Raw genomic sequence first — 23,424 nt, 5'->3', positions numbered from 1 at the left:
GTCCCCCTCTGTCACGTCGACCTCATCCCTTCAAATCGACTCGTGTGGTTTCGAATATAACGCGGGGTTGCTACAATGCGGCCATGCGAGTGAACCATTGTGCAAGCTTCTAGGCCCATGGCACAGCAGAGACTTCGCCCGGCGCTGCTCGAACGGCTTCCTGCTCGGATCGTAGGGCTGCTGCGAGAGATTGGGGAGCTCGGGGATCAACGGGGCTGTCACGTCTATGTCGTGGGCGGTGTGGTTCGCGACCTGTTGCTCGGGCATGTGACACTGGACCTCGATCTGGCAGTGGAAGGGGATGGAATCGCCTTTGCGCGGGCGGTGGCTGATCGATACCGAACGGGGCTGGCGGTGTTTGAACGGTTTGCGACGGCGCGGCTGGTCTTCCCGGACGGGCTCAAAATGGATATCGCGACGACCAGGCGGGAGTCCTACGCGGAGCCTGCTCTTCTGCCGGCGGTCCAGCCTGCATCGATCGAGGAGGATCTCTACCGGCGGGACTTCACCATCAATGCCATCGCAATGCAACTCAATCCTGGGCAGTTCGGACGGTTGCTCGATGTCTACGGAGGGCAGCGCGATCTTCGTGGGCGTACGATTCGTGTGTTGCATCCGGGCAGTTTTCAGGACGATCCCACTCGCATCTTCAGGGCGATCCGGTTCGAACAACGGTTCAGGTTTCGCCTTGAGCCTGGTACCTTGCGTCTACTGACGCAAGCGGCCTCCACGAATCTGATCCAGCAGCTCTCCGGCCCACGTTTGCAGAACGAAATTCTGTTGCTGTTCGCCGAGCAGGATCCGGTGCGCGCGATTGTGCGGCTGACGCAGTTGCAGTTGCTTCGCTTCCTCCACCGCTGTCTGTGCGCCACGGCGACGGTGACGCGAGTGGTCACGGCCGTTCCCAAGGCGCTTGCCTGGTGGGGCAGGCGATTCCCTGATGCGGTGATCGATCGGCCGATCGTCTACCTCATGGCCCTGTCGAGCGAGTCCAGCCCAGTCGTGATCGCTGCGATCATCAAGCGGCTGGCCTGCTCACGCGAGCAGGCGACTAAGGTGAGTGCCGGAGGGAAAAGGGTCGATCGCGTACTGAAGAGACTCACCGATAGAGGAACCCTACGGCCATCGCAGGTCTATCGCCTTTTGGTAGATTTCCCGGACGAGGCCCTCGTGTTGCTTCTGGCGAAACAGATTAGCCGTCAACAGGCAGCGCGATTGAGCCTGTTGAGGCGCTATTTGGTGGCCTATGAGAAGAGCAGGGTGATCACAACGGTATTGAAGGGGAAGGATCTTCAGACCATGGGGTTGACGCCGGGACCTCAGTACGGGACCATTTTGGGAAAATTACTGGATGCGCGGATCGACGGAATGATCACCAGCGAGGCGGAAGAACGAGCCTTCGTTCAGAAGCGGCTCGGCGTTCGCGGTGATTGCTGATAAACCAGCAGGATGCTCAAAAAGTTTGTCCAGCGCGGCCGCAGCCGATGAAAGCACCGGAGGCGTAGCCTCAGGGCTACGTTGAGGATGCTTTCGAGGCGAGAACAAAGCTGGCGAACTTTTTCAGCATCCTGCCAGCAGCCTGCTAGTTCAGCGAGGTGATGGAGAGCGACACTTCATTCGGCAGCAAGAGTGTCACGTTCGCCTGATGTGTCGGGTCTGGCTGAATGAGGGCAAACAGCGGCACAGGCTGAGGCACTCTGCTCGGAGGCAAGGCCAGCAGAACAGGAAAGTCGAGCAACGGAGAAACCGTCGTCAGGCTAGCCAGGCGCAGGCGGAAGGCCATCAAGATGTCGCGCAGCCGACCGGTTTGATCTTCTTCGGAAAGTGGTTGATTCGTGACAATTCCAGATTCCCAGAGCGGTCTGGTGATCGTGACAGGGAACGTAATGCCGAGTTGCAGGGCGGTCGGCGTCACGTCGATCAAGGCCCCGGCCTGAATCGCCGCGTCCCGGTCGCGCAGGTTGAACGGTACGACAGTTCCCTCCATCAATTCATGCCCACCGGCTGGTTCTTGTTCGACAGGCCCTTGAAGCTGGAGCGCTTCGGTCTGTGCAGTAAGAGCCTCAGCGAATGTTTCGGCCTGGGCCGGAGCGGGAGCGTCGGTCTCTGCCTGAGGCAAGGCCTTCACGATTCCGTCATAGACCACGCGCGCTGATGCAGACCATGCATCATTGAAAGGACGGCCTGCGAAGGCGGCGTCAGCGGCTTTCTTTTCGTCGTAGGTCAGGGCTTTGGGTGGTGGTGTGTTGGTCATGTTGTAAGTGTAAGCCGCTTTGGCGGGATGTCAAGGGCTGGTGTGTTTGATGTTGATTCGGCAGCGATTATTCCGGTCGCGGCGGACCGTTGGCGGTCCAGGTGCGTCGCTATAAGGTGCATGGTATAGTCGCGGCCATGGCACGAATCGACTTTTATCAGGTGTTGGGGGTCTCTCGCGATGCGTCTGACGATGCGATCAAGAAAGCCTACCGAAAGCTGGTCTTTCAGCACCATCCTGACCGCCATCCAGACAGCGCGCAGGCTGAATCCAAAATCCGTGAAATCAATGCGGCTTATGAAATCATTGGCGATTCTGAGAAGCGTCGGAACTATGACCGGCTCAATTGGGGGGATGAAGCGACGAGGGATGAAGCGGCAGATCCGACTGTCATCCTCGAGGGGATGGAGCAGAAGCTCTTCGATGAAGGGCGCAAGGAAGTGTTCGCGGTCCTGATGAAAGACGTGATGCGGATCCGGTTCGAGCTCGCCGTGATTCGTGAGCGGACCGTGGCGGATCAAGGGTATGACACGTTCAAAGATGCCATGTTGCAGGCTCGGGCATCAGAGGTCATGGATGAACTGGTGACTCCAGAGATGGAGGGGCGGAAACAGCGGCTCATCGAAGTGGCGCTGGAGATGTTGCTGTCTCAGGGGGTGGCCAAGCGAGGCGATGCGGGGGGTGTTCGATCGTTACGTGGGCAGCTTGAGGAGGTGTTCCGCAAGGGGCGGAAGAAGGGCTATGCCGCCGCGCTGGAGCTCTTCTACGAGCGGCGTTAAACGTGAAACGTAAAAGGTGAAACGACGGAGACTCTTTTCGTTTTGCTATTCACCTTTCACGTTTCACGTTCTCGTAAGAGGTCCCGCCACGAACCGTCCCGCCTGCATGACCCCGATAATCCTGTCTCGGTCGCGGAGTTGCTCGATGTGGCGAAGCGGATTCCCCTCGAATAATAGAAGGTCCGCCAGTTTTCCCTTCTCGATGGTTCCCACCTGGTCCTGAATCCCGATCAACCGTGCGGCAGAGGAAGTCGAGGCGAGGATCGCCTGCATCGGGCTCATCCCGAAAGCGACCATCCGTTCGAGTTCCTGGGCGTTCTCGCCATGGAAATTAAAGGGCGTCCCCGCGTCCGTGCCCATCGCAATCTGGATTCCATCACGCAAGGCGTTCTTAAAGCTCACGGCATGACGTTTCGTCATGGCTTTGGCCTTGTCGCGCGCGCTGTCCGGCACGCCGCACCCGAGCCGGCAGGAGGCGGTGGTGGCGAGCGCAGAGAGGGTCGGGACCATGAAGACGTCATGCCCCTTCATCAGGGTGGCCGCTTCTTCGTCCATGAGCGTGGCATGCTCGATCGAATGGACGCCGGCGCGAATCGCATTCTTCATTCCCGACGATCCATGGGCATGGGCAGCGACCTTTCGCCCGGCTAGCTGCGCTTCCTCGACGGCGGCCTGAAGTTCTTCAATCGTCATTTGCGCCTGGTCCGGTGAGGTGCCCGGGGTGAGGACCCCGCCCGAGGCGATGACTTTAATGACGCCGGCTCCGGCGGCGATTTGTTCACGCACGACGGTACGGACCTGCTTGACCCCTTTCACTTCCTGGCCGATAAATCTGGCATGGCCGCCGATCATGCAAATCGCCAGGCCTGCCCCGACAATGCGAGGCCCTTGCACGAGGCCTGTTTCGATGGCCTGTTGCAGCGTGAAGATGGAATGGTCCCGCGAGCCCACGTCGCGCACGGTGGTGAAGCCTGCCTCCAGGGTCTCTCGCGCAGCCCGGCTGGCTTTGAGCAGGTTCAGCGCGGGCGTTTCTTTGGCAATCGCGTCGACGACGTCCGGTTCGGCTCCGAGGCAGAAGTGCACATGACAGTCGATCAAGCCCGGCAACAGGGTCAGCCCCCGGCCATCGATTTTGGCCGCGCCGCGTGGAATCGAGAGGTCCCGGTCCGATCCGACTGCGGCAATCGTGGCTCCGCGAATGATTACGGTGGCCCGTTCGATGGTTCGACCGGTTCCGTCGATGACGCGCACGGAGCGAATGGCGAGGGTGGTCATGGTAGATCGATAGGAATGGTGATGATGATGCCGCCCATCACATCGCCGATTTTGTAGTCGCGGCGCGGGCTATTGGGATGTTCGTTGTGGCAGGTGGCGCAGGCCTGGACCACCGCACGGTCCGGGTAGATGGCTTGGTAGTAGCGGCCTCCGTCGATCCTGACGAACCCGCCAACCGGCTTCGAGGGGTCCTTGGCGACGGTATCAAGCCCCTTCCGTTCGAAGTCGGTCGTGGCTCCATTCCAGACATAAATCGGCGTCATGCTAGCCAACCGGAATGTGAACTTGAGATCTTTTTGCGCGACCAGCCGTCCGGATTCTAGGAGGAACTGTGCGGGAAGCGGGACGCCCTTTTCATCGCGCCAATGTTCGACGGCTTCGGCCAGACCGGCCTGATGGAGTTTGCCGACGACGTTTTCAGTATAGTTGGTCCGGTTGGCCTCGATCAGCGCATGAATATAAGATGCGGCCTTGTCCGGCGGAACGAGATCCGATTTCATGTGATTGGCCAGCGTCAGGGCGAAGATCCAGTACGAGACCACTGCGACAAAGGCAAAGGCCCCGCCGCCGAGCACCCAGAGTAATGGTTTGTTGTCCATAGGGTCGATGTTCCTTTGTGGTCAGGATGCTATGCGACTATAGACCCGTGCCGCAGCCTGGAGCACGACTCCGGGAGTCGAGAGCCAGCCTCGCCGGATAAACAGTTCTTCCAGGGCGTTGAGCAGGGTTAAGACATGCGCTTCAGTCGATGATTCACCCATCAAGCCGATGCGCCAGACTTTTCCTTTGAGTGGACCGAGCCCTCCGCCGATTTCAATTCCATAGGTCGAGAGGAGGTTCATCCGTATCTCGGCTTCAGGAATGTGAGGGGGGACTGTGACACAGGTTAACATCGGGAGTCGATGGCCCGCCTGGGGGAGGGGCAAGAGCCCGAGTTGGGCCAAGCCGGCGAGCAGGGACTCGCTATTGAGTTGATGGCGGGCGAAGCGGGCCGGCAGCCCTTCTTCGTCGACGAGGCGCAAGGCCTCCCGCAGGGCATAGAGCATGGAGATCGGCGCCGTATGGTGGTAGGCCCTGGTGCCTTCGGCCCAGTAGTCCGCAATCAAGGCCATATCGAAGTACCAGCTCTGGCAGGGGCTGCGCCTGGCCTTGATGGAGGCCAAGGCCCGGTCGCTGAGGGTGAAGGGCGAGAGGCCTGGCGGGCAGCTCAGACATTTCTGGGTGCCGCTATAGCAGACATCGATGCCCCAACGGTCGATCTCGACCGGTATGCCGCCCAACGAGGTTACGGCATCCACGAGGAAGAGCGCGTCATGGGTGCGGCAGAGGGTGGCGATCGGCTCAAGCGGTTGCCAGGCGCCGGTCGAGGTTTCGGCCTGCACGATGGCCACGGCTTTTACCGGGCCTGAGCGGCGCAAGACCTGTTCGATGGCGTCCGGGTCGATGATCTGGCCCCAGGGAGCTTCGACGCGGATGGCTTTGCCGCCGCAGCGCTCGACGACGGTGGCCCATCTCGTGCCAAATACGCCATTGACCCCGACGATGACCGCATCGCCCGGCTCAACGATATTGACGATCGAGGCCTCCATGCCGGCTGAGCCGGTGCCGGAGACGGCGATGGTGAAGCGATTGTTGGTTTGAAAAACGACCCTCAGCAGGGTTTGGATATCATTCATGACACCCAGAAAGGCTGGGTCTAGATGGCCGATGAGCGGCATCGAGAGCGCGCGAAGGACTCGCGGATGCACCATGCTTGGCCCTGGGCCAAGGAGCAGCCGGCGAGGGGGTGTAAAGTTCTGAACTGGCATAGCGCTCCGATATGAGGAAGCCAGTATAGCGGAGTTCAGTCGCTCTCGGCCACGGGTATTCTGAGCCGGTCCGTTCGTCCTTTCGCGCGAAAGGGGTTTCGAGCCTGAAAAACCGCGTGTTATAGTCGCAAGGATGATGGAACCAGTTTCTGCGCTCAAAGAACCGAAAGAGTACCGTTCGTGGTGGCGTGCCACCTACGTGCCGCCGTTGACCGGGGGCCAGCCCGGGCGATTTTCGCCCATGGTGACGTGGCTGGCGGCCTTCGTGCTTGTGGCGGCGCTGCTGTCGGTGGTTTTGCTGTCGGCTTCCTCCTCGAAGTTGGAGCGGATCGAGGCGCCGGAGCAAGCGCTCAGTCTGATGGTCAGTCGGACCATGGATGCGCAGGAAGGACTGAAGCGAGCGCCCCAATGGGAACAGCAGCTCTTTGCTTGGACCTCCGGCGGGAACGAGACGGAACAGGCCCATGCCATCGAATGGTATCGAGAGCTTGCGGGGGTCTCGACCGATCCGCTGGTGCCGCTGCAGTTGGCGATTCTCCAAGCCGAGGCAGGGCATGTGTCGCAGGCGCTCCTCTCCGCGCATGAGTGGGCCGATGCAGAGGATCCGCTGCCGCAGTTTGCCGATCTGGTGCGGGCCGCCTATGGCGAAGGTGCGGTCTCTGACGCGGACCGGTATATGGTGTGGCAAGCCGAGCTGGCCGAACTGTTGCCCTCCGGTTGGTTTTACGATCGCCTGGCCGAACGGCTGGCGCGCCGTGCCAACGATGCTGCGCTGTTATCCAGGATCCAGGAACAGGCGGCTGTGCGCGTCGATCGCCAATTTGTCTGGTCGCATCGCATCACGCTTGTTGAGCTTGGCGCGATGGTCGTCGGCACGGTGGTCTGTCTGTTGCTGTGGCTCAAACGGAGCGAGGCGGCTCGTTTCGTCAGGCTCCATGAGCCGGGCGTGCCGCCGCCGTGGCCTGGCGCAATCGGGGTGGCGGTGCTGCTTCGCGGGGGCGCGCTGGGGGCGATAGGCACGGCACTGTTTTTGATCTATGCGTCGCCGGATAATGCCTCACTCCGGGCCTTGGCCATTCCGCTGACCAATGTGCCGTTACTCTTCTTGGCCTACCGGCACCTCTTCCGTCCGTCCGGCATGACGTTCGAGGAAGGGTTTGGCTTGGAAATCGGATGGGCGAATGTCGGACGTCTGCTGGTTGTGGTCGTAGCGGTGGTGGCAGCAGGGCTCTGGGGCGAGTGGGTGATGGATCGGTTGTCGGAGCCTTTTCACCTGACGAGTCATTGGACCGAATGGTTCGACGCCGATCTGGTCTGGGGCTCGCCGTCCCTGACGGCCATTAGCGGCATCGAGTATGTCATTTTCGCGCCGTTGTTTGAGGAGCTCGCCTTTCGCGGGATTTTGTTCGCGATCTTGCGCAGGAAGTTTTCCTTCCTGCCGGCTGCGCTGATCAGCGCTGGCATCTTCGCGATCGCCCATGGCTATGGATTGATCGGTTTCGCCAGCGTGCTCTGGAGCGGTCTGCTCTGGGCTTGGCTATACGAAAAAACCGGGAGTCTGTTGCCGGGGATTTTGGCTCATGCCATCAATAACTTGCTGGTCTGTCTCTCCGTAATGGCGCTACTCCGCCTTTGACAGGATGGTGAAAATGCCTTCCAGCTTCGTTCTCGGCTCGACGGAATCCTCAACGTACCCCTGAGGGTACGCCTCCGGTTTCCTCTCGCCTCGGGCCTTGCTGGAAGCCATTTTGACCATCCTGTTCCTCTATTCCGTTCGTTGACTCAATCAATGCAAGAGCTTCGTGCAAGTCCGGATACTTCAGCGTATAGCCGAGTTTTGATTGAAGCTTGGCATTGTTGATTCGTTTTCCCGGTGAAGGGTCTTCTTGTGTTGCTGACGAGGTTACGCCCCAGCGCTGCTGGGCCGCGTCGCAGATTCCCTTCCAGGTATATGGCACCCCGTCGCTGACGTTATAGACTTCGCTTGGCGTTCCCTTTTCGATTGCAGCGAGGCAGATCGCTGCCAGGTCTTCTCCATGAATCAGGTTCACGTATTTCCTCGATGGACCGACACGGCCTTGTGCGATCCAATCCAACGGGTTTCTTCCTGGGCCGTAGATGCCTGCCACGCGCAACAGGATGGCGCCGAGTTCGGTTCGTAAATATTCTTCTCCCTGCACCCGTGGTTTCGTCCGGTCGATCGGGGCTGATTCGTCGATCCAGGATGGGGGATAGTCGGTGGAGTCATCGGCGACCTCGTAGGCAGAGGTGCTACCGAGTACGACGAGGTGGTTGAATCGTGAACGCTGCGTCCCGGCCCATTGCTGCACGGCCGAGAGGGGAGTGGCGGGAAAGCACCAGATGAGGTCAGCTCCAGCTGGCAGATGGTCCCAGGTTGCAGGGCGGGCCAGATCGAATTCCAGTCGCTGCGAGAGAGGCACCATCGCGAGTTGTTGCGTTGGGTTCCGGCTGGTGGCCCATGTTGCGGTTTCGCGTTGGACGGTCAGCGGCAAGATGAACCTGCCCGTATAGCCGCAGCCAAGGATGATCAGTGGCCGATCCGTCTGGCCAGTTTGTGATTGCCGGTTATTCTGTTGGTCCACCAGAGTATCCTGTGCCGGGAGGAGATTCCCGTTCTCCTCGTTCCGCTAGTTGCGGGCATCTTTCCATAATGTTGGAGGGTGCCTATTGAAAAAGGGGAGGGGCAAAGAGGTTCTGCTGGCAGCGCTGGGCCGATGCCTCTGCCGTCCTTAGCGAGCAAGTGCGCGTAACTGTTGAAGCTGAGCCTCATGATTTGACGTGATGAGCGTCTCGAAGGCCCCCTGGGCTTGTGCGTGAAAGGCCGCCTGCTGGTCGTTCGGGACTCCTAAGAGGGTGGCGAGCGATGCCACATATTCTCCCTGCCCCCGCGCCAGGTCCTGCTCTAGATTCGTCTGGTTCAAGGCCGTGAAGGCGGTGAGCTTATGTTCCGGGTGCAAGAGACCATCCTCGGTGAACCAGGTGCGACCGGAGGTCGTGCCGGTGACGTTGGAGGTGGTATCCGTGGTCTCTTTGATCGTGCCCTTGAGCGTGCAGCCTGACGAACATAGTATGAGCGCTGTGCTGCAAGTCAGCAGCAATGTCCTGAGAGTATGTCGCATCGGAAGACCTCCTCGGTATGGAAGAGCGCTAGTCTCTTCATCGTTGACCAAGCGCACTATACCACTGCATGAAATTCCGCCTCAAGTTCCGTGCATGGCGAGCGCGGGACTCCTACGCCTCGCCGTGCCGTTTCTGCGATAGGGATTGCGATCGGTTTGCTCATAAGCACTGGGCTGGCTCTGTTTGCGCGAACTCCTTCAAAGGTGGACAATCGTCCATGAAACTGACAATGGTTTCAGGAGCCATTGATTTATTTGCCTTTCATCGCCTGAATCCATTTCATCGGTCCTGCCTCTTACGTTCTACAAGGTGATCGTTATTGGCGAGGAGGAGCGTTATGGTGTCTGGAGATTTGGTTCGAGTAGGGTCCTATCTGTCCGTGCTGGGCATCATGGCGACGTGGGAACTGTTGGCGCCGCGCCGGAAGCTGACTGTTTCGAAGCTCTGTCGGTGGGGCGGGAATCTTACGATCGTGGTGTTGAATACGATGATCGCCAGGCTATTGTTTGCGGGAGGCGTCGCGGCGACGGCGGTGATGGCGCAGGAGCATGGCTGGGGCCTGTTGAACTGGGTTGATTGGCCGGTCTGGCTCGAAATGGGTTTGGCGGTGGTGCTGCTCGATCTGGTGATCTACTTGCAGCATCAGGTGTTCCATTGGGTCCCATTGCTCTGGCGGTTTCACATGATGCATCACTCCGACCTGGACCTGGATGTGTCCAGCGGGGTGCGGTTTCATCCGGTGGAGATGGTCATCTCGCTGCTGGTGAAGAGCGCGGCAGTGCTGGTCTTGGGGGTTGCCCCGTTAGCAGTGGTCGCCTTTGAGATCGTGTTGAATGGTACGGCCTTGTTCAACCACAGCAATGTGAGTATCCCCTTGAACATCGAGCCGGTTCTCCGGTGGTTCATCGTGACTCCGGACATGCATCGCATCCACCATTCGGTGGACCCGCGCGAGACCAACAGCAATTATGGCTTCAATGTGCCCTGGTGGGACCGGCTCTTCGGAACCTATTGTGCGGAGCCGGCTTTAGGGCAACTGGGGATGAAGATCGGCCTCGAACACCTCGGCCCTCCGGTCTGTTTGAATCTGTTCATGATGCTGCGGTTTCCGTTCGTTGCGACGCTCGGGCGGTATGTCGGGCGCACGTAGCCCGCATTCCGCCTGTCTCAGCACCCAGCACTCAGGACTCAGCACTTCCCCCCCAGCCGCTCCATCGCGATTCGTTTCAGACCTCGCAGATCCATTTTCCCTGTGCCCAATATTGGTAGTGCCTCGACTTTGATGAAGTTCGTGCGCGCGGGAATAAATAAGTTCGGCAGGCCGTTTGCCGCGAGCTTGGTGACGAGGCTTGGGATCTGCGACTCGTCCAGGGTGTGCAGGACCGCGAGCTGCTCGCCTTTTTGTTCATCAGGAATGCCTGTGACGGCGAAAACCTGCGTCTCCAGGCCGAGCGCCTGATGCAGGGCCTCTTCTACCTGCCCATGTTGAACCATTTCCCCGCCGATCTTGGAGAAGCGCGAGAGCCGATCCGTGATGGTCAGAAATCCGTCGTCATCCAGCGTGACGATATCGCCGGTGATGTACCAGCCATCGCGCAGGGCCTGGGCCGTCAGGTCTTCACGCCCCAAGTATCCCTGCATGACGTTGGGACCCCTGACCAGCAACATGCCGGGAACGCCTGGCGGCAATGGCGCGAAGCTGTCCGGATCGACGATCTGCACGGAGATGCCCGGCAGCGGTTGGCCCACGGTTCCCCGCCTGGAGGCAGGCTGATAGTAGCCGGCGGCGCGGAAATCAGGACAATTGACGGAGATGACGGGGGCGCATTCGGTCACGCCGTAGCCCTCGATGGGGGCGATGCCAAATCGATCTTCGAAGGCCTGCGCGAGCCGGAGCGGCAGTTTCTCCGCGCCGGTCAGGACCACGCGCAGGGAACTGAATTGCTCCGGGGTGCAGCGGCGTTGGTAGAGTTGGAGAAAGGTCGGCGTAGTCACGAGGAACGTGAGGCGGTAGCGGCGCACGAGCTCGCCGATGGCGGTGACGTCGAGTGGGGAGGGGTGAAAGACCATACCCGCGTTGTTGTGCATGATCAGCCAGAAGATGAGATAGCCGAATGAGTGGAAGAAGGGCAGGATCCCTAGGACTCGTTCCTGCTGGTAGAGGTGGAGCATCTGGCTGGCTCCCTCCACATTGGCGTCGATGTTGAAGTGAGAGAGCATCACCCCTTTGGGCTCGCCGGTGCTGCCGCTGCTGAAAATAATGGTCGCCAGATCGTCCATCGTCACTGGGGTCTTTTGCCCGCAGGCCAGTTCGATCAGCCTGGCAGGGGCGCAGAGGGCGAGGAGACTCGCGGCGAGTTTCTGCCTTGGGCCGATCGTACGCGCGATGTCTTCCAGCCACACAATCGCCGGTCCGTCCGGCAGATCCAACTTGGCCTTCTCGACAAAGGTCCGGCTGGTGACGATCGTGCGGAGGCCAGCGAGCCGTGCGGCTGCTTCGAGGCCTGCTTTGCCGACCGTGTAGTTCAGGTTTACGCTGGTCTTCCCGCAGAGAGGCGCTGCCACATTGACGAGTGCGGCTGCGACGGTCGGAGGGAGGAGGATGCCGACATGGCGCTGGCCCTCCCAGAGAGGCCGCAGCGTTCTGGCGAGTACGATGGAGCCGATCAGGGCCTGGAGCGACGAGACATGCGGGCGGGTCTGGTCCGCCATGGCGAAGCGGAAGGGATGTCTCCTCATGGCATGGATGAAGGCCCGGTGCAGCGGGCAACGGTCCTGCTTGCGGAGGCGCCAGGCCGCTTCGCCGAGGGAGCGAATGGCGCGGCGGATATCATGGGCCGAGGTTTCTGGCGGCAGCGGCGCCCCGAATGAGACGGTCACGGGATAGGGGATGTGCTCCGGCATTTTCGAGAGAAACTTTCCTCGATTGAAGCTGAAGATACTGCCCCAGATGCGATCCAGATGAACGGGAACGATGGGGGCGCGTTGGCCTTTCATGATCCGTTCGAATCCCCGGCGAAAGGGGAGCAGGGTCCCGGTTCGCGTGATCTGGCCTTCCGGAAAGAGACAGACGATCTCGCCCTTGTCGAGCGCCGCTCCTGCCTCGCGCAGCGCGCGCAGGACGAGGCGGAGTCCGCCCTGCGACGAGATCGGAATCACGCCGAGCAGCTTCATGAAGGGTTTGAGGATCGGCAGGTCGGCATAGTGAGAATCGACGACGAAGCGGATCGGCCGGTCGAGGCTGGCGATCAGCAGGAAGCCGTCGATGAACGATACATGGTTGGGGACCAGCAACGCGCCACCCTGGAGGGGGACATGCTCATGTCCGACAATCCGCAGACGGTAGAGACTATTGGTGAGGACGACCAAGACCGCTCGGAGTAGCGCGTCCGGGAGGAGCCAGAGGGCCCAACCAGTGCCGATGACGGTGAACGAGGCAGTCACGAGGAAGATTCCGGTCGTGGAGACTCCACTCTGAGCCAGGGCTCCTGCACCAAGCGATCCGAGCAGAATGCCGGTGAAGACGCAGGTGTTTTCGAAGGCGATGACCGAGCCCCGGCGCTCGTTCGGCGCGCGCCATTGGATGAGGGCGTTGAGCGGCACAAAGATCAGCGCGCTCGCGAGACCCAGGAGGCCCATGAGTACGAGCGTTGCTGGCAGGTCTGGCGCGAAAAATCCCACGGCGGACAATATGATAGCGACTCCGGCCGCGCCCAGCGGGATCAACCCATATTCTACGCGGGCCTGTGACAGTCGTCCTACCAATTTGGCGCCGAGACCGATTCCGATGGAGAGCGTCATGAGTGGAAGGCCCGATTGCCAGTCCGACAGGCCCAGGACCGCCTTCGCATAGATCAGAATGTTTTGGGCGAAGAGGCTGGCGATGGTCCAGAAGAACACCGCGCCGATCACTGCGAGGCGGAGCATCCGATCCATTGCCAGCGCCGACCAGGCTCCCTGGAGGGTATTGCAGAGGCCGCCTGCTGATCGCGCCGCTGGAACGGGGGGAATGGTCCAGGCTGCAGCCAATCCGCCGAGCGAGAGGAGCGCGAGGAACAGCGGAGCCAACCAGAGCGAGGAGCCGGAAAGGGACAATAGAATACCTGGCGCGGCGGTTCCGGTGAGGATGGCCAGGAAGGTCCACATTTCAAGTTGCCCGTTGCCCGCCGCCAGTTTCTCGTGCGGCAGGAGTTCGGCCAGAATGCCGTACTTGGCCGGGCTGAACAGCGCGCTGTGGATGCCCATACAGCCCAGCACGATCAACGGCAGGATGCCTCCGGCTGGATTGCTCCAGAGGGCTGCGGCGGCCGCAGCCATCAAGAGCACCTCCACCAACTTCATCATGATGATGATGGTGCGTTTACTGACGCGATCGGCCAGGACACCGGCGACGATGGAGACCAGGGCCAGTGGAAGGGTAAAGACGATAAAGGCCAGGGCTGTCTGGGTTTGCGCGGCGGTTTCAAATTCCGGTCCTGGCGCAATGGTGCTGGCGAGTTGCCGGATGGCGAGCAAGGCCACCATCAGCTTCCAGGCATTGTCGTTGAAAGCGCCGATGAACTGGGCGATGAGAAGGCCGCGGAGCGGATGGGATGTCGCGGAAGGTCCTGTGCTGATGGGTGTCGTCACACTATGCCTTAGACGGTGTGGTCCGGTGAGGTTCCTGGGACCGGCAGCCCTTCCAGCTGCATGATCCGCAGCGCGTTGGTCGTGGGACAGGGGCCTGGCCTGAGCTGGTAGTCGAAGAGCAGTTCGCCTGCTGCCACCGTTTCCTGGAAGTGGGCATTGGTCACGCTCGGTACGCTGTGCTCCAGCTCCGTCAATTCTAAATCGTGGGTGGTGACGAGGCCGAAGCCGTGGCTCTTGGCCAAGGCGGTGATGAAGGAGCGGCTCCCGATCAACCGTTCACGATTGTTGGTTCCCTTGAAAATTTCGTCGATCAAGAAGAGCACCGGTGGTTGGCTCCGGTCCGTCGTCGCGTCGAGCAGCGATTTCAGCCGTTTCACTTCCGCATAGAAAAACGAGAGGCCTGCGTCGAGCGAGTCGTCCACGCGGATGCAGCAGGCGATTCGCAGCCAGGTCCATTCGAATTGACTGGCGCAGACCGGCGCGCCTGCTTGCGCGAGGCACAGATTCATTCCGATGGTACGGAGGAAGGTGCTCTTGCCGGACATGTTGGAGCCGGTCACGAGCAGAATTTGACCGAGGCCCCGGAGCGAGAAGTCGTTGGCCACGCGCGATGCAGCCGGGATCAGAGGATGGGCGAGATTGCGGGCGGAACAGAGAGCTGTGGCCCCGCTTTCCTGGTTGTTGGCTTGGAGTGATGACGGCCAGATATAGGTGGGGTGCAGATGAGCGAAGGTGCCCAAGGCTGCCGCCGCTTCGACCTCGGCCAGCCGATCCAGCCAGAGGGGCAGGTGATCACGGATCTGATCCTGAATCTGGCCCAGCTTCCTGACGTACCAGAGGTCCCAGGGGCAGAGGGCATTCGCGACAAGGTGCACGAGCGGATGGGCTTTGATGCTGACGGCATGGAGTATCCGCGCGGCCTGCCGGATCAGGCGAACTGGTGCCTGGTCGCTGCTGGCGAGCGGAGCCCAGGTGCGAGCGAGGGCTGAGGGAGATCGTCTCGCGTGGCGGTCGATGTATCCGAGGACCTTGCCGAGTTTTTCCACTTCATGGTGCAGGCCCACAGCCTGTTCGAGTAACTCCTCTCCCTGGTCCGTGAAGAAATAGAGCAGGGCGTAGAGGCCGAAGGAGAACATCCAGTAGCTGGGCAACCAATTCAGGAGCGCGGCGAGCCCGAGCCCAAGAGTCGTCGCTGCGAGGATGGCTTGCAGGGGCAGGATGATGTGTAGCCGCGGAATCTCCAGGCGATGTTGCAGGACTGCGGTCAATCGATGGCCGTCGATTTCCTGCTCGCCGAGCAAACGGGCTTCCAGCGTGAAACGATCTCGAAAGAGTGAACGTGCCGCAAGTTCGCGGATCAATGTCTGGCGCTCCGCCCATTCGTCAGGGGCCGGAGGCTGCGTGAGAAGCCAGGAGGCTAAGCGCTCGCGACCGTGCGAAGAGACTGTGGTGTCGAGCAGTTGGAACAATGAATGGGGGCCGACGAGATCCAGATCCTTGGCGTAGAGATGGCTGTCGGGCGTTGGATAGGCCCGTTCGGGGAGCCGGTCCCAGTCGAGGCGGAGGCGGGCCAGATGTGTCTGCTTGATATGTTGCCAGAGGCGGATCCGATGAATCCGCTGTTCCAGCCTGGTATGATAACTCGCGACGAGCAGGAAGAAGGCGAGGAAGCTGCCGAGCGATAGATTGCCGGCTTGGTACCAGCCGAGTCTGTAGAGGGTGATCGTGCAGAGCAGCGCGGTCACGAAAAGGATCAATCGCCAGCGCGTCAGGGTGGCGCTGGCCCGATGACCCTTCACGAGCAATCGCGCCGTTCGACTCAGCAGCCGCTGTAGCGTCTGTTCTCGCGAAGAAGTTTCTGGGGGGCGTTGGTTGTCCTGCATGGTCGCTTCGACCTTACTGGATGGGCCTGGCTCCGTCAATAATGAAGAGGGCATGGTTTCATGGCACAGGATTGGATTGAGGTCACGATTCATACCGATATCGATGCGGGCGAACTGCTGGGCGCTCTGGCTGACCCCTTCGCGCAGGGGGCCTGGCAGGATGGTCAGACGATTCATCTCTATTGGCCGAGCGACCGGTGGAGCGCCGATCATGTGGTGGCTCTTCGGGCTCTGTTGCAACAATTCGGTGATGCCGCGGCCGAACTGTTGGTGCAACAGGTGCCGGACCAGGACTGGAACAGGCAATGGGCTCAGTCGGTCAGGCCGATCAGGATCGGCCGGCGGATTGTGATCAGGCCGAGCTGGGAGGCGGCGGAGTTGCAGGCGGGGGACATTGAGATTGTGCTCGACCCAAAACAGGCCTTCGGGACTGGGCATCATGCGACGACCAGGATGTTGCTCGAATGGCTGGAAGAGCTTATTCACGGCGGCGAGTCCGTGCTGGATGTGGGGTCTGGGAGCGGCATTCTGGCGATGGTGGCCCTGCGGCTGGGGGCTGTCTCGGCTGTGGGAGTGGAATGCGATCCTGTCGCGGTGGATTGCGCGAGGGACTATGCAAGCGAGAATGGTTTTGGACAGGAATTGGAATTGGTCTGCGGGACGTTGAGCGATCTGGCGGGGCGGATCAAGCCGGACCTGGTGTTGGCGAATCTCGATCGGCAGACGTTGCTCGTGTTGTGCGATGAACTCGCGCCCTATGTGAATCATGGCGCGCGGCTTTTGCTGTCCGGCGTGCTGCTCGATCAAGAAGCAGAAGTGCTTGCGGCCTTTTCCAAGGCCGGCGCCTGCTTCTCTCGACGGCGGGAACAGGATGGGTGGGTGGCGTTGGAGTTGCTGAGAGCTGAATCCTGCGAAGGGGCGTTGCGTGACTGAAACAGAGCGACCATCCCATCCCTGTCTGTGCCAGATTAATGTGTCAGATGGGGGTGTGCCAAAACGTCCGGTGCCGGAAGCTATGATCGCCAAAGCCGGCGTCGAGGGCGATCGGCAACGAAATCTCAAAGTGCATGGAGGGCCGGATCGGGCCGTCTGCCTCTTTTCGCGTGAACTGCTCGAACGGCTGCAAGCAGAAGGTCATCCGATCGAGGCCGGGTCATCGGGAGAGAATTTGACGCTCGCTGGCTTGGAGTGGAGCCTCATGAAACCTGGCGTGCGGTTATCGATCGGGCCGGACGTGCAGCTGGAAGTGACGAGCTATACGGTTCCTTGCCGCCACAATGCTCAGTGGTTTCAGGATGGGGACTATCACCGGATCTCTCAGAAAAAGAATCCTGGCTGGAGCCGGGTCTATGCGAAGGTGTTGCGCGGAGGAGTGGCGAGGCCTGGCGACGCCGTAGAGGTAAAGAGCTGATAGCGGAGGGTGAGGTTTCGTATGGTACGGTTGGCTAGATGAGTGGTTCGGCCCCCTGCGATCTGCATGCCCGGTGGTTCCGGGAGGGGGCCGCACACACATTGCCAGGAAACGAGATTCAGGAAGGGTTTAGTTCAATGCATCCTTCAGTGCTTTGCCCGGCTTGAATTTTGGAACTTTGGCTGCTTTGATTTTGAGGGCCTTGCCCGTACGAGGATTGCGGCCTATGCGAGCGGCCCGGTGGCTCACTCTGAACGTGCCAAATCCGACCAGAGCAACAGTCTGCTTTTTCTTGAGCGTGGCTTTGATCGCGGACAATGCCCCTTCCAATGCTCTGCCTGCCGAGGCCTTTGAGAGGCTGGCATGTTTGGCGATCGCTTCAATGAGTTCAGTTTTATTCACGTGATTCCCTTTTCTCTAGTGGAAGGAAAGTGACAGGGAAACCCTGTGCGTACTTTTATAGCAAGCCGTTCTGACTTGGTCAAGCAACGAAGCCTGCGAGGCTCTAGGGCTGAGTGTCGGATCCGTAGGGGCGGACGATGCTGCAGCGGCAAGAGTTGATCGCGGAATAGCAAGACAGAAGACTGATGGGGGATCTGTGAACCGAATACTCGAACCGGAACTGATGGAGAATGACGCGCAGGCCCAGGCGTATGCGGCGGCGGATTTCTCGCAAGAGAACCAGGGCTTCGTCGATCGCTTTCGCACATACTTCCCCGATTTCTCCGAGGGCCATGTGCTCGATCTTGGTTGTGGCCCCGGCGATATACCTATTCGTTTTGCGCGCGCAATGCCTGGCTGTCGGATGACCGGCGTCGATGCGTCGGCCCCGATGGTGCAGTTGGCGGCGGAGGCGGTGCGGCAGGCGGGCCTGTCCGGTCGTATCACTTTCCTCTGTGAGCGTTTCCAGACCGTTGCGCTGGGTGAGCTGGCCGATGCCGCGATCTCCAATAGTTTGTTGCACCATGTGCCGAACCCCCTTCAGTTTTGGCATAATCTGCGATTAGCGGTGAAGCCCGGCTCGCCGGTGCTGGTGATGGATCTCTTGAGGCCTGAGTCGCCGGAAGCGGCGCAGGCCATCGTCGATTTGTATGCCTCCGGGGCGCCGGACATTCTGAGGAGAGATTTTTATAACTCGCTGCTCGCGGCCTTCACGGAAGATGAGGTGGCGGCGCAGTTAGCGGAAATGAATTTGAGCCGGTTGATGATTGATGTGCCGGATGACCGGCATTGGGTCGTCGGCGGGCTTGTCTAGCAGGATGCTGAAATAGACGCCCAACGTCGTTCTCAGTCGTCTGTCTCCCTGCGACGTACCCAGAGGGTACGCCTCAGTCGCCAGACTCCTTGCGGCCTAGTTGGATCGTCTATTTGAGCATCCTGCGCGCGAGCGGCTGGTGAAAACCGCCACCAACGTTGTTCTCGCCTCATTGGATGACCGCTTTGACGATCCTGCCTATTCCGCAATATATCCCGGCTCGATCTTCTAGCCGATCTCGCATGCCCCTCGCACGATGGCGCAGGCTTGTGTATGCTACCGCGCATGCGGTTCTCGCTTGGATTTTCCTCTCTCATCCCTCTTTTGATTGTCATGCTCGCAAGTGCGGACTGTGCGCAGGCTCAGCTTGAACGCCTGCGGAAAAATAGACCAGCTGAACAGGCGGCAGTAGTGGAGACTCCCATGGCCGAGATTCCTGAAGGGACGTTCGCCATGGGATCGGACGGAGGGCAGGCGTTAGAGGATGAGCGGCCCAAACATCAGGTCTGGCTTCCTGCGTTTTTTATGGATCTCCACGAGGTGACGACGGAACAGTACGCCTCGTTCCTTGCCGCCACACATCGTGTCGCGCCGTGGCAATGGAACATGGTCGATCTGTCGCAGCATGGCGATCGTCCGGTGATTGGCGTGGATTGGGCCGACGCGGATGCCTATTGCCGATGGAAGGGGAAGCGGCTGCCCACCGAAGCGGAATGGGAGAAGTCGGCCAGAGGAACGGATGGCCGTCTCTATCCCTGGGGTAATCAGCTGCCAACCAAGGAGCGGGCAAATTTCGCGTTGGGCGCGCGGTTCAGCTACAGCCAGGTCTTGATGCCAGCGCTGTCCTACGAGTCAGGCAAGAGCGCCTTCGGTCTGTACCAAATGGCCGGCAATGTATGGGAATGGGTGCAGGATTGGTACGACGCGAGCTATTACGACAACGCGCCGGAACGAAATCCTCAGGGACCGGAGCAGGGACCATTCAAAGTGCTACGAGGCGGGTCTTGGTCCGACTTGCCCAAGTATTTACTCGCCTATGGACGATTCAAGCTCCCGCCAGAGACGCGCAATAGTTATACGGGCTTTCGCTGCGCCAAATCCTAGCAGGATGCTGAAATAGACGCCCAACGTCGTTCTCAGTCGTCTGTCTCCCTGCGACGTACCCAGAGGGTATGCCTCAGTCGCCAGGCTCCTTGCGGCCTAGTCGGATCGTCTATTTGAGCATCCTGTGCGAGAGCGGCTGATGAAAACGGTCCCCAACTTCGTTCTCGCCTCGGCAACATCCTCAACGTAGCCCAGAGGCTACGCCTCCGGTGTTGCCATCGGCTGCGGCCTTGTTGGATGACCGTTTTGATCAGCCTGTGGTAGTGAATAACTGAACTCTGCACGATGAACGCGGAGCGGGGACGCTGATGTGACAGTCGTTTCCTTGTTCATCGTTCAGCGTTTCCCCTTAGCCTGTCAGGGGAAGAGGAGGGCGAGGAGGAATAACGCTGTCAGCAGGCCAAGTGTCGTGAAGTAGAGTCGTCCCGTTCGGTCGCGTAGCCAGGCGGTCTTCCACCCTTCTGGATAGAGAGCCTGATGTTCCAGAAATAATCCTTCTTCGTATAATCGCAGCGTCTGTTCGAGTTGAATCAGGATTTGCTTGGCCTGCCGGTGGCGGTATTGTTGCTGGAGGATCAGTGAACAAATCAGTCCACACCAGAGCAAGCTTGCGAGTCCGATGAGCAGGGTTTCGAGGGAGGTCAGCTGATCTTTTTCTGGGCTCAAAATGAGCGCGCATAACATCGCGATCGAGCCGAGTGAACCGAAGGCAGTGAGCCAGATCATCTGTCCACGGCGTGCGTAGACTTCTTTTTTGTAGAGAGGGTACAGAGTCGTCAGGACTTGTTGGCGGTTTTCGGTCATCATGCCGCTAGGTCTCGGTCGAGAGATGGCTCACGAGCCACTCGCCGATCGATGTGGTCATCTGGCGGAAATCTTCCCCGCGCGTGAACTGGTGATCGGCGCCTGGCAGGAGATCCAGCCGTTTCGGGCCTCTCAGTACGTCGTGCAATCGCCGACTTTGATGGAGGGGGACACATTCGTCCTGCTCGCCCTGCACGATCAATGTGGGTACGGTGATCCGTTCGGCCGGTCCATAGGCAATGTGGTTGAGACAGTCTTCGTAGAAACCGTACCGCAGTCTGATCCGCTCAGTGCCTCCCATGATATTCGGGATCGTGTCCGTGGCTTGCCAGCGAGCCAGCTCTTCAGGGCCGAACGTGATGAGCAGTTCTTCCGCGAAATCTACCACGGGACATTTGAGGGCCAGGCAGGCGATGTCGCGACGCTGGGCTGCCGTGAGGATGGCGACGAGTCCTCCAAAGCTTGAGCCTACGAGCCCGATCTTGTCATAGCCCCTGGCGATCATCAGATCTAGGGCCGCCAGGGTTTGCTGTATCGCCAGCGTTGTCGTGATGGCTTCGAACGGTCCCTCGCTCTCTCCTTGACCGAAAAAATCGAATCGAAAGATTGCCAGGCCCTGTTCGTTTAGGAGGCGGGTCAAGGTCTTGTTCGTCGTGCTGTTTTTGCCGGAGAGAAAGCCGTGGCACAGGAGGGCGAGACTTGTTGTTGGTTTCTCAGGCCTGCTTAGGATTGCAGCAACGCTGTGACCTTGAGGATCGCGAAAGGTTAGGGCTTCTTCCATGGGCGGGGCGATTAGTCGGAAGGCCTGGCTCCCAAAGCCCAGGCGAGTTTGGCCGTAAAGAGGGTCAAGCTGCCCAGGAGCAGGCCAACGGTGACCCACGTCGCGATCTGAATGGAGAGTGAAGTGAGAGAGAAGTTCCAGGTCATCGCAGCCAGCAGGCCGAAGCCCATCGTCCCCAAACTCAATCCCGTCAGTTGAACGGTTCGCCACCGGTTCATGATGTCGGTGAGTTGAGTCCGATAGGGCCCCTGTTTCTTCTTGCTGGAGACTCGGCTGGTCACCAGCATTTCAGGAATGCCATAGGACAAGGCCCCCACGACGGTCTGCAGGATAAATCCGATCAAGGCCATGTGGGTATAGGCCGCGAGGTGCAAGGACCCAAACGGCAGTATCGGCAACTGGGGGAATGCGTTGGTCCCGACGAGGACCCCCATGATCATGGTGAGGACCAGGAAAAATGTCGCGACCAGGAGGTGGTCGGAGGCGGCATTTCCCGGCTGGCCTGAGCCGATCCAGGTGCGTAGGAGGTTATAGGCATAGAGGCCGATGCTGATGACGAGCAGCCCCCCGACCGCGAGTTCAAGCTGGAGGGACGAGGTGATAAACCCACCGATCAAGACGGCAAAGCCGACTGGCAGCAGTCTCATGACGAGTGTGGCCAGTCGTGGGCTGTAGAGCTCGGCATGCAGGATGATCGGCAGGAGGCGATGCGTGAGGCCGATGATGGCCAGTGTGACGAATCCCAACAGAATGATATGCAGGTGCAGCAGACGCGCATGGGCATAGAATTCCGGCATGAAGCGGAAGGCCATCGCGGCGCCCAGCGCTAATCCTGCGAGCAAGGCGAGGAGTGAGAATCGATAGAGCCAGGAGGGACTGGCTGGCTCAGTGCGGCGTTGCCGTGTGTATTGCCAGGCGGTCGAGGCGAGGGAGAGGATTGCCCCAGTCACCACGATCCCTGCCAGGCCGACGATCCTCATGTCCCCGAGTCCGAATCCCACGAGCAACGCTGCCGTTGCGGCGTTCAGGGTTATGAAGAGCAGTAGATGCGAGCCGGACGGGGTTCGGTCGCCTTGGGCACTATGGGACTGGGAGGCGAGCAATCCGCCGACCATCAGTTGGAGGATGCCGCCGATGAGGGTGGCATGCACATGGACCAGTTTTAGCCAGGAGGGCAGTGGCGTGCCATGGACTAATCCAATCAGGATGGCGAATCCCATCAGAGCGGCAAGCAGGAGCCAGCTAAATCCTGTGACCAGAAAGCCTAGTGGGCGACAACTGAAACGGCTCATGGAGTCCTCCTAGCAGAATGCTGAAAGCTATGGTGGTATGCGAAAATTTTGATGGTTTGCATGTGAGGCACGACTGGAAAACATTCTCGCAGGATGCTCAAAAAGGCCGTCCAGCAAGGCCGCAGCGAGTGAAGGCCCGAGGCGTACCCTTTAGGGTACGTTGAGGGTCTGAACGATGCGAGAACGACGCTGGCGGACTTTTTCAGCATCCTGCTATGTCTGGAGGAAGTAGAAATGATTTGTCGGCCCCGTTCCGTGGCCGATCGCCAAACTATGGCGGATGGCCTCGGTGAGATAGGTCTTGGCCGATTGAACCGCATCGTTCACGGATTTGCCTCGCGCGAGATGGGCGGCGATGGCCGAGGCAAGCGTGCAGCCGGTGCCATGCGTGTGAGGAGTGTCGATGAATTCTCCCTTGAACACATTGAAGAACCGGCCGTCATAGAGCAGGTCGGTGGCCCGTTCCGCCAGTAAATGGCCGCCCTTGATCAACACCTGTTTGCAGCCGAACCCGTGGATGATTTTGGCGGCGCGGCGCGCGTCCGCGAGCGTCTTGATCTCGATGCCGGACAGTTGCTGCGCCTCATGGATGTTCGGCGTGACGAGCAGCGCCAAGGGGAAGAGCTGCTTTTTCATGGCGTCGATCGCTTCCGGTTTGAGCAGCGCCCGGCCGGTCTTCGAAATCATCACCGGGTCCACGACGAGATTTGTGACATTCTGGGGCTTCAGGAGTTTCGCGACGATCTCGACGATGGCGGTCGAGGAGAGCATGCCTGTTTTCACCGCGGCGACGTCGAAATCGTCAAAGACTGCGTCGATTTGCGCCGCGATGATCGAGGTCGGCAACTCGAAGACGTCGGTGACCTCTTCCGTATTCTGCGCGGTGACGGCGGTAATCACCGACATGGCAAAGACGCCGTTGGCTGACATGGCTTTGATATCGGCTTGGATGCCCGCGCCTCCACCGGAATCGGAGCCGGCAATGGTCAAGACTTGTTTGATCGATGA

At 59.9% G+C, this 23,424-nt stretch carries 20 protein-coding genes and 1 pseudogene; 8 read left to right on the top strand and 13 right to left on the bottom strand.

What is annotated here, in order from left to right; genetic code table 11:
* Positions 1 to 117: 117 nt before the first annotated feature.
* Positions 118 to 1,437 (top strand): hypothetical protein, encoded by a 1,320-nt coding sequence (locus NT179_04820; GenBank protein ID MCX5721337.1) that lies wholly within the window; start codon positions 118 to 120, stop codon positions 1,435 to 1,437.
* Positions 1,438 to 1,582: 145 nt separating this feature from the next.
* Here the strand turns inward: NT179_04820 and NT179_04815 are convergent, their stop codons facing one another.
* Complete coding sequence (locus NT179_04815; protein MCX5721336.1) at positions 1,583 to 2,254, bottom strand: hypothetical protein; 672 nt, start codon at positions 2,252 to 2,254, stop codon at positions 1,583 to 1,585.
* A gap of 137 nt (positions 2,255 to 2,391) precedes the next feature.
* On the opposite strand from NT179_04815, the pseudogene NT179_04810 reads away from it, so the two are divergent.
* A pseudogene (locus NT179_04810) lies at positions 2,392 to 2,598 on the top strand (DnaJ domain-containing protein).
* A gap of 498 nt (positions 2,599 to 3,096) precedes the next feature.
* Here NT179_04810 and NT179_04805 read toward each other — a convergent pair.
* The 3 genes from NT179_04805 to NT179_04795 are packed head-to-tail and all read right to left on the bottom strand — an operon-like array spanning position 3,097 to position 6,059.
* On the bottom strand, positions 3,097 to 4,308 hold the full coding sequence (locus NT179_04805) for an amidohydrolase family protein (GenBank protein ID MCX5721335.1): 1,212 nt from the start codon (positions 4,306 to 4,308) through the stop codon (positions 3,097 to 3,099).
* Complete coding sequence (locus tag NT179_04800) at positions 4,305 to 4,907, bottom strand: DUF3365 domain-containing protein (protein MCX5721334.1); 603 nt, start codon at positions 4,905 to 4,907, stop codon at positions 4,305 to 4,307. Before NT179_04800 ends, NT179_04805 begins: the two co-directional genes overlap by 4 nt.
* Positions 4,908 to 4,928: 21 nt before the next feature.
* On the bottom strand, positions 4,929 to 6,059 hold the full coding sequence (locus tag NT179_04795; protein MCX5721333.1) for an alanine--glyoxylate aminotransferase family protein: 1,131 nt from the start codon (positions 6,057 to 6,059) through the stop codon (positions 4,929 to 4,931).
* 190 nt (positions 6,060 to 6,249) lie between these two features.
* Between NT179_04795 and NT179_04790 the strand changes: the two genes are divergently transcribed.
* Positions 6,250 to 7,752 carry a CPBP family intramembrane metalloprotease gene (locus tag NT179_04790; GenBank protein MCX5721332.1) on the top strand — a complete coding sequence of 501 codons (1,503 nt, stop codon included), beginning with the start codon at positions 6,250 to 6,252 and terminating at the stop codon, positions 7,750 to 7,752.
* 49 nt (positions 7,753 to 7,801) lie between these two features.
* On the opposite strand, the gene NT179_04785 is transcribed toward NT179_04790, so the two are convergent.
* On the bottom strand, positions 7,802 to 8,719 hold the full coding sequence (locus tag NT179_04785; protein MCX5721331.1) for a hypothetical protein: 918 nt from the start codon (positions 8,717 to 8,719) through the stop codon (positions 7,802 to 7,804).
* Between the two features lie 147 nt (positions 8,720 to 8,866).
* The gene (locus NT179_04780; protein ID MCX5721330.1) at positions 8,867 to 9,256 is read right to left on the bottom strand and encodes a DUF3015 family protein; all 390 of its coding nucleotides are present in this window, start codon (positions 9,254 to 9,256) and stop codon (positions 8,867 to 8,869) included.
* Between the two features lie 338 nt (positions 9,257 to 9,594).
* On the opposite strand from NT179_04780, the gene NT179_04775 reads away from it, so the two are divergent.
* Positions 9,595 to 10,407: a sterol desaturase family protein gene (locus NT179_04775; protein MCX5721329.1), complete on the top strand. Its 813-nt coding sequence runs from the start codon at positions 9,595 to 9,597 to the stop codon at positions 10,405 to 10,407.
* Between the two features lie 38 nt (positions 10,408 to 10,445).
* Here NT179_04775 and NT179_04770 read toward each other — a convergent pair whose 3' ends face one another.
* Positions 10,446 to 13,886, bottom strand: coding sequence for an acyl-[ACP]--phospholipid O-acyltransferase (locus NT179_04770; GenBank protein ID MCX5721328.1), 3,441 nt, complete (start codon positions 13,884 to 13,886; stop codon positions 10,446 to 10,448).
* 8 nt (positions 13,887 to 13,894) lie between these two features.
* Entirely contained in the window at positions 13,895 to 15,823 is a 1,929-nt protein-coding gene (locus tag NT179_04765; GenBank protein MCX5721327.1) for a MutS family DNA mismatch repair protein, read from the bottom strand.
* 6 nt (positions 15,824 to 15,829) lie between these two features.
* Between NT179_04765 and NT179_04760 the strand changes: the two genes are divergently transcribed.
* Together NT179_04760 and NT179_04755 are read left to right on the top strand one after the other, a co-directional pair.
* Positions 15,830 to 16,702 (top strand): 50S ribosomal protein L11 methyltransferase, encoded by an 873-nt coding sequence (locus tag NT179_04760; GenBank protein MCX5721326.1) that lies wholly within the window; start codon positions 15,830 to 15,832, stop codon positions 16,700 to 16,702.
* A gap of 55 nt (positions 16,703 to 16,757) precedes the next feature.
* Positions 16,758 to 17,180, top strand: coding sequence for an MOSC domain-containing protein (locus tag NT179_04755; protein ID MCX5721325.1), 423 nt, complete (start codon positions 16,758 to 16,760; stop codon positions 17,178 to 17,180).
* 129 nt (positions 17,181 to 17,309) lie between these two features.
* Here NT179_04755 and NT179_04750 read toward each other — a convergent pair whose 3' ends face one another.
* On the bottom strand, positions 17,310 to 17,582 hold the full coding sequence (locus tag NT179_04750) for an HU family DNA-binding protein (protein ID MCX5721324.1): 273 nt from the start codon (positions 17,580 to 17,582) through the stop codon (positions 17,310 to 17,312).
* Between the two features lie 196 nt (positions 17,583 to 17,778).
* Between NT179_04750 and NT179_04745 the strand changes: the two genes are divergently transcribed.
* Positions 17,779 to 18,435, top strand: coding sequence for a class I SAM-dependent methyltransferase (locus NT179_04745; protein ID MCX5721323.1), 657 nt, complete (start codon positions 17,779 to 17,781; stop codon positions 18,433 to 18,435).
* Positions 18,436 to 18,858: 423 nt separating this feature from the next.
* Positions 18,859 to 19,539 (top strand): SUMF1/EgtB/PvdO family nonheme iron enzyme, encoded by a 681-nt coding sequence (locus NT179_04740; protein MCX5721322.1) that lies wholly within the window; start codon positions 18,859 to 18,861, stop codon positions 19,537 to 19,539.
* 357 nt (positions 19,540 to 19,896) lie between these two features.
* Here NT179_04740 and NT179_04735 read toward each other — a convergent pair whose 3' ends face one another.
* The 4 genes from NT179_04735 to thiD all read right to left on the bottom strand — a co-directional run bounded on the left by NT179_04735 (position 19,897) and on the right by thiD (position 23,418).
* Positions 19,897 to 20,346, bottom strand: coding sequence for a hypothetical protein (locus tag NT179_04735; GenBank protein ID MCX5721321.1), 450 nt, complete (start codon positions 20,344 to 20,346; stop codon positions 19,897 to 19,899).
* A 4-nt stretch (positions 20,347 to 20,350) separates the two neighbouring features.
* Entirely contained in the window at positions 20,351 to 21,124 is a 774-nt protein-coding gene (locus NT179_04730) for an alpha/beta fold hydrolase (GenBank protein ID MCX5721320.1), read from the bottom strand.
* 11 nt (positions 21,125 to 21,135) lie between these two features.
* Positions 21,136 to 22,416, bottom strand: a complete 1,281-nt coding sequence (locus NT179_04725; protein ID MCX5721319.1) for a hypothetical protein — start codon at positions 22,414 to 22,416, stop codon at positions 21,136 to 21,138.
* A 213-nt stretch (positions 22,417 to 22,629) separates the two neighbouring features.
* Positions 22,630 to 23,418, bottom strand: coding sequence for a bifunctional hydroxymethylpyrimidine kinase/phosphomethylpyrimidine kinase (gene thiD / locus NT179_04720; protein ID MCX5721318.1), 789 nt, complete (start codon positions 23,416 to 23,418; stop codon positions 22,630 to 22,632).
* Between the last annotated feature and the right edge of the window lie 6 nt (positions 23,419 to 23,424).

It is taken from the genome of Nitrospirota bacterium (genome assembly GCA_026387665.1).
In the GTDB taxonomy this organism is placed as follows: Bacteria; Nitrospirota; Nitrospiria; order Nitrospirales; family Nitrospiraceae; genus Palsa-1315.
This window is presented reverse-complemented; position numbering and strand designations above follow the sequence as displayed.

Excerpts from the sequence above, each read along its gene's own strand:
- NT179_04815 (MCX5721336.1), bottom strand. The coding sequence starts at position 2,254 with ATGACCAACACACCACCACCCAAAGCCCTGACCTACGACGAAAAGAAA.
- NT179_04805 (MCX5721335.1), bottom strand. The coding sequence starts at position 4,308 with ATGACCACCCTCGCCATTCGCTCCGTGCGCGTCATCGACGGAACCGGT.
- NT179_04800 (MCX5721334.1), bottom strand. The coding sequence starts at position 4,907 with ATGGACAACAAACCATTACTCTGGGTGCTCGGCGGCGGGGCCTTTGCC.
- NT179_04790 (MCX5721332.1), top strand. The coding sequence starts at position 6,250 with ATGATGGAACCAGTTTCTGCGCTCAAAGAACCGAAAGAGTACCGTTCG.
- NT179_04730 (MCX5721320.1), bottom strand. The coding sequence starts at position 21,124 with ATGGAAGAAGCCCTAACCTTTCGCGATCCTCAAGGTCACAGCGTTGCT.
- NT179_04735 (MCX5721321.1), bottom strand. The coding sequence starts at position 20,346 with ATGATGACCGAAAACCGCCAACAAGTCCTGACGACTCTGTACCCTCTC.
- NT179_04740 (MCX5721322.1), top strand. The coding sequence starts at position 18,859 with ATGGCCGAGATTCCTGAAGGGACGTTCGCCATGGGATCGGACGGAGGG.
- NT179_04725 (MCX5721319.1), bottom strand. The coding sequence starts at position 22,416 with ATGAGCCGTTTCAGTTGTCGCCCACTAGGCTTTCTGGTCACAGGATTT.
- NT179_04760 (MCX5721326.1), top strand. The coding sequence starts at position 15,830 with ATGGCACAGGATTGGATTGAGGTCACGATTCATACCGATATCGATGCG.
- NT179_04795 (MCX5721333.1), bottom strand. The coding sequence starts at position 6,059 with ATGGTGCATCCGCGAGTCCTTCGCGCGCTCTCGATGCCGCTCATCGGC.
- NT179_04765 (MCX5721327.1), bottom strand. The coding sequence starts at position 15,823 with ATGCCCTCTTCATTATTGACGGAGCCAGGCCCATCCAGTAAGGTCGAA.
- NT179_04820 (MCX5721337.1), top strand. The coding sequence starts at position 118 with ATGGCACAGCAGAGACTTCGCCCGGCGCTGCTCGAACGGCTTCCTGCT.
- NT179_04780 (MCX5721330.1), bottom strand. The coding sequence starts at position 9,256 with ATGCGACATACTCTCAGGACATTGCTGCTGACTTGCAGCACAGCGCTC.
- NT179_04775 (MCX5721329.1), top strand. The coding sequence starts at position 9,595 with ATGGTGTCTGGAGATTTGGTTCGAGTAGGGTCCTATCTGTCCGTGCTG.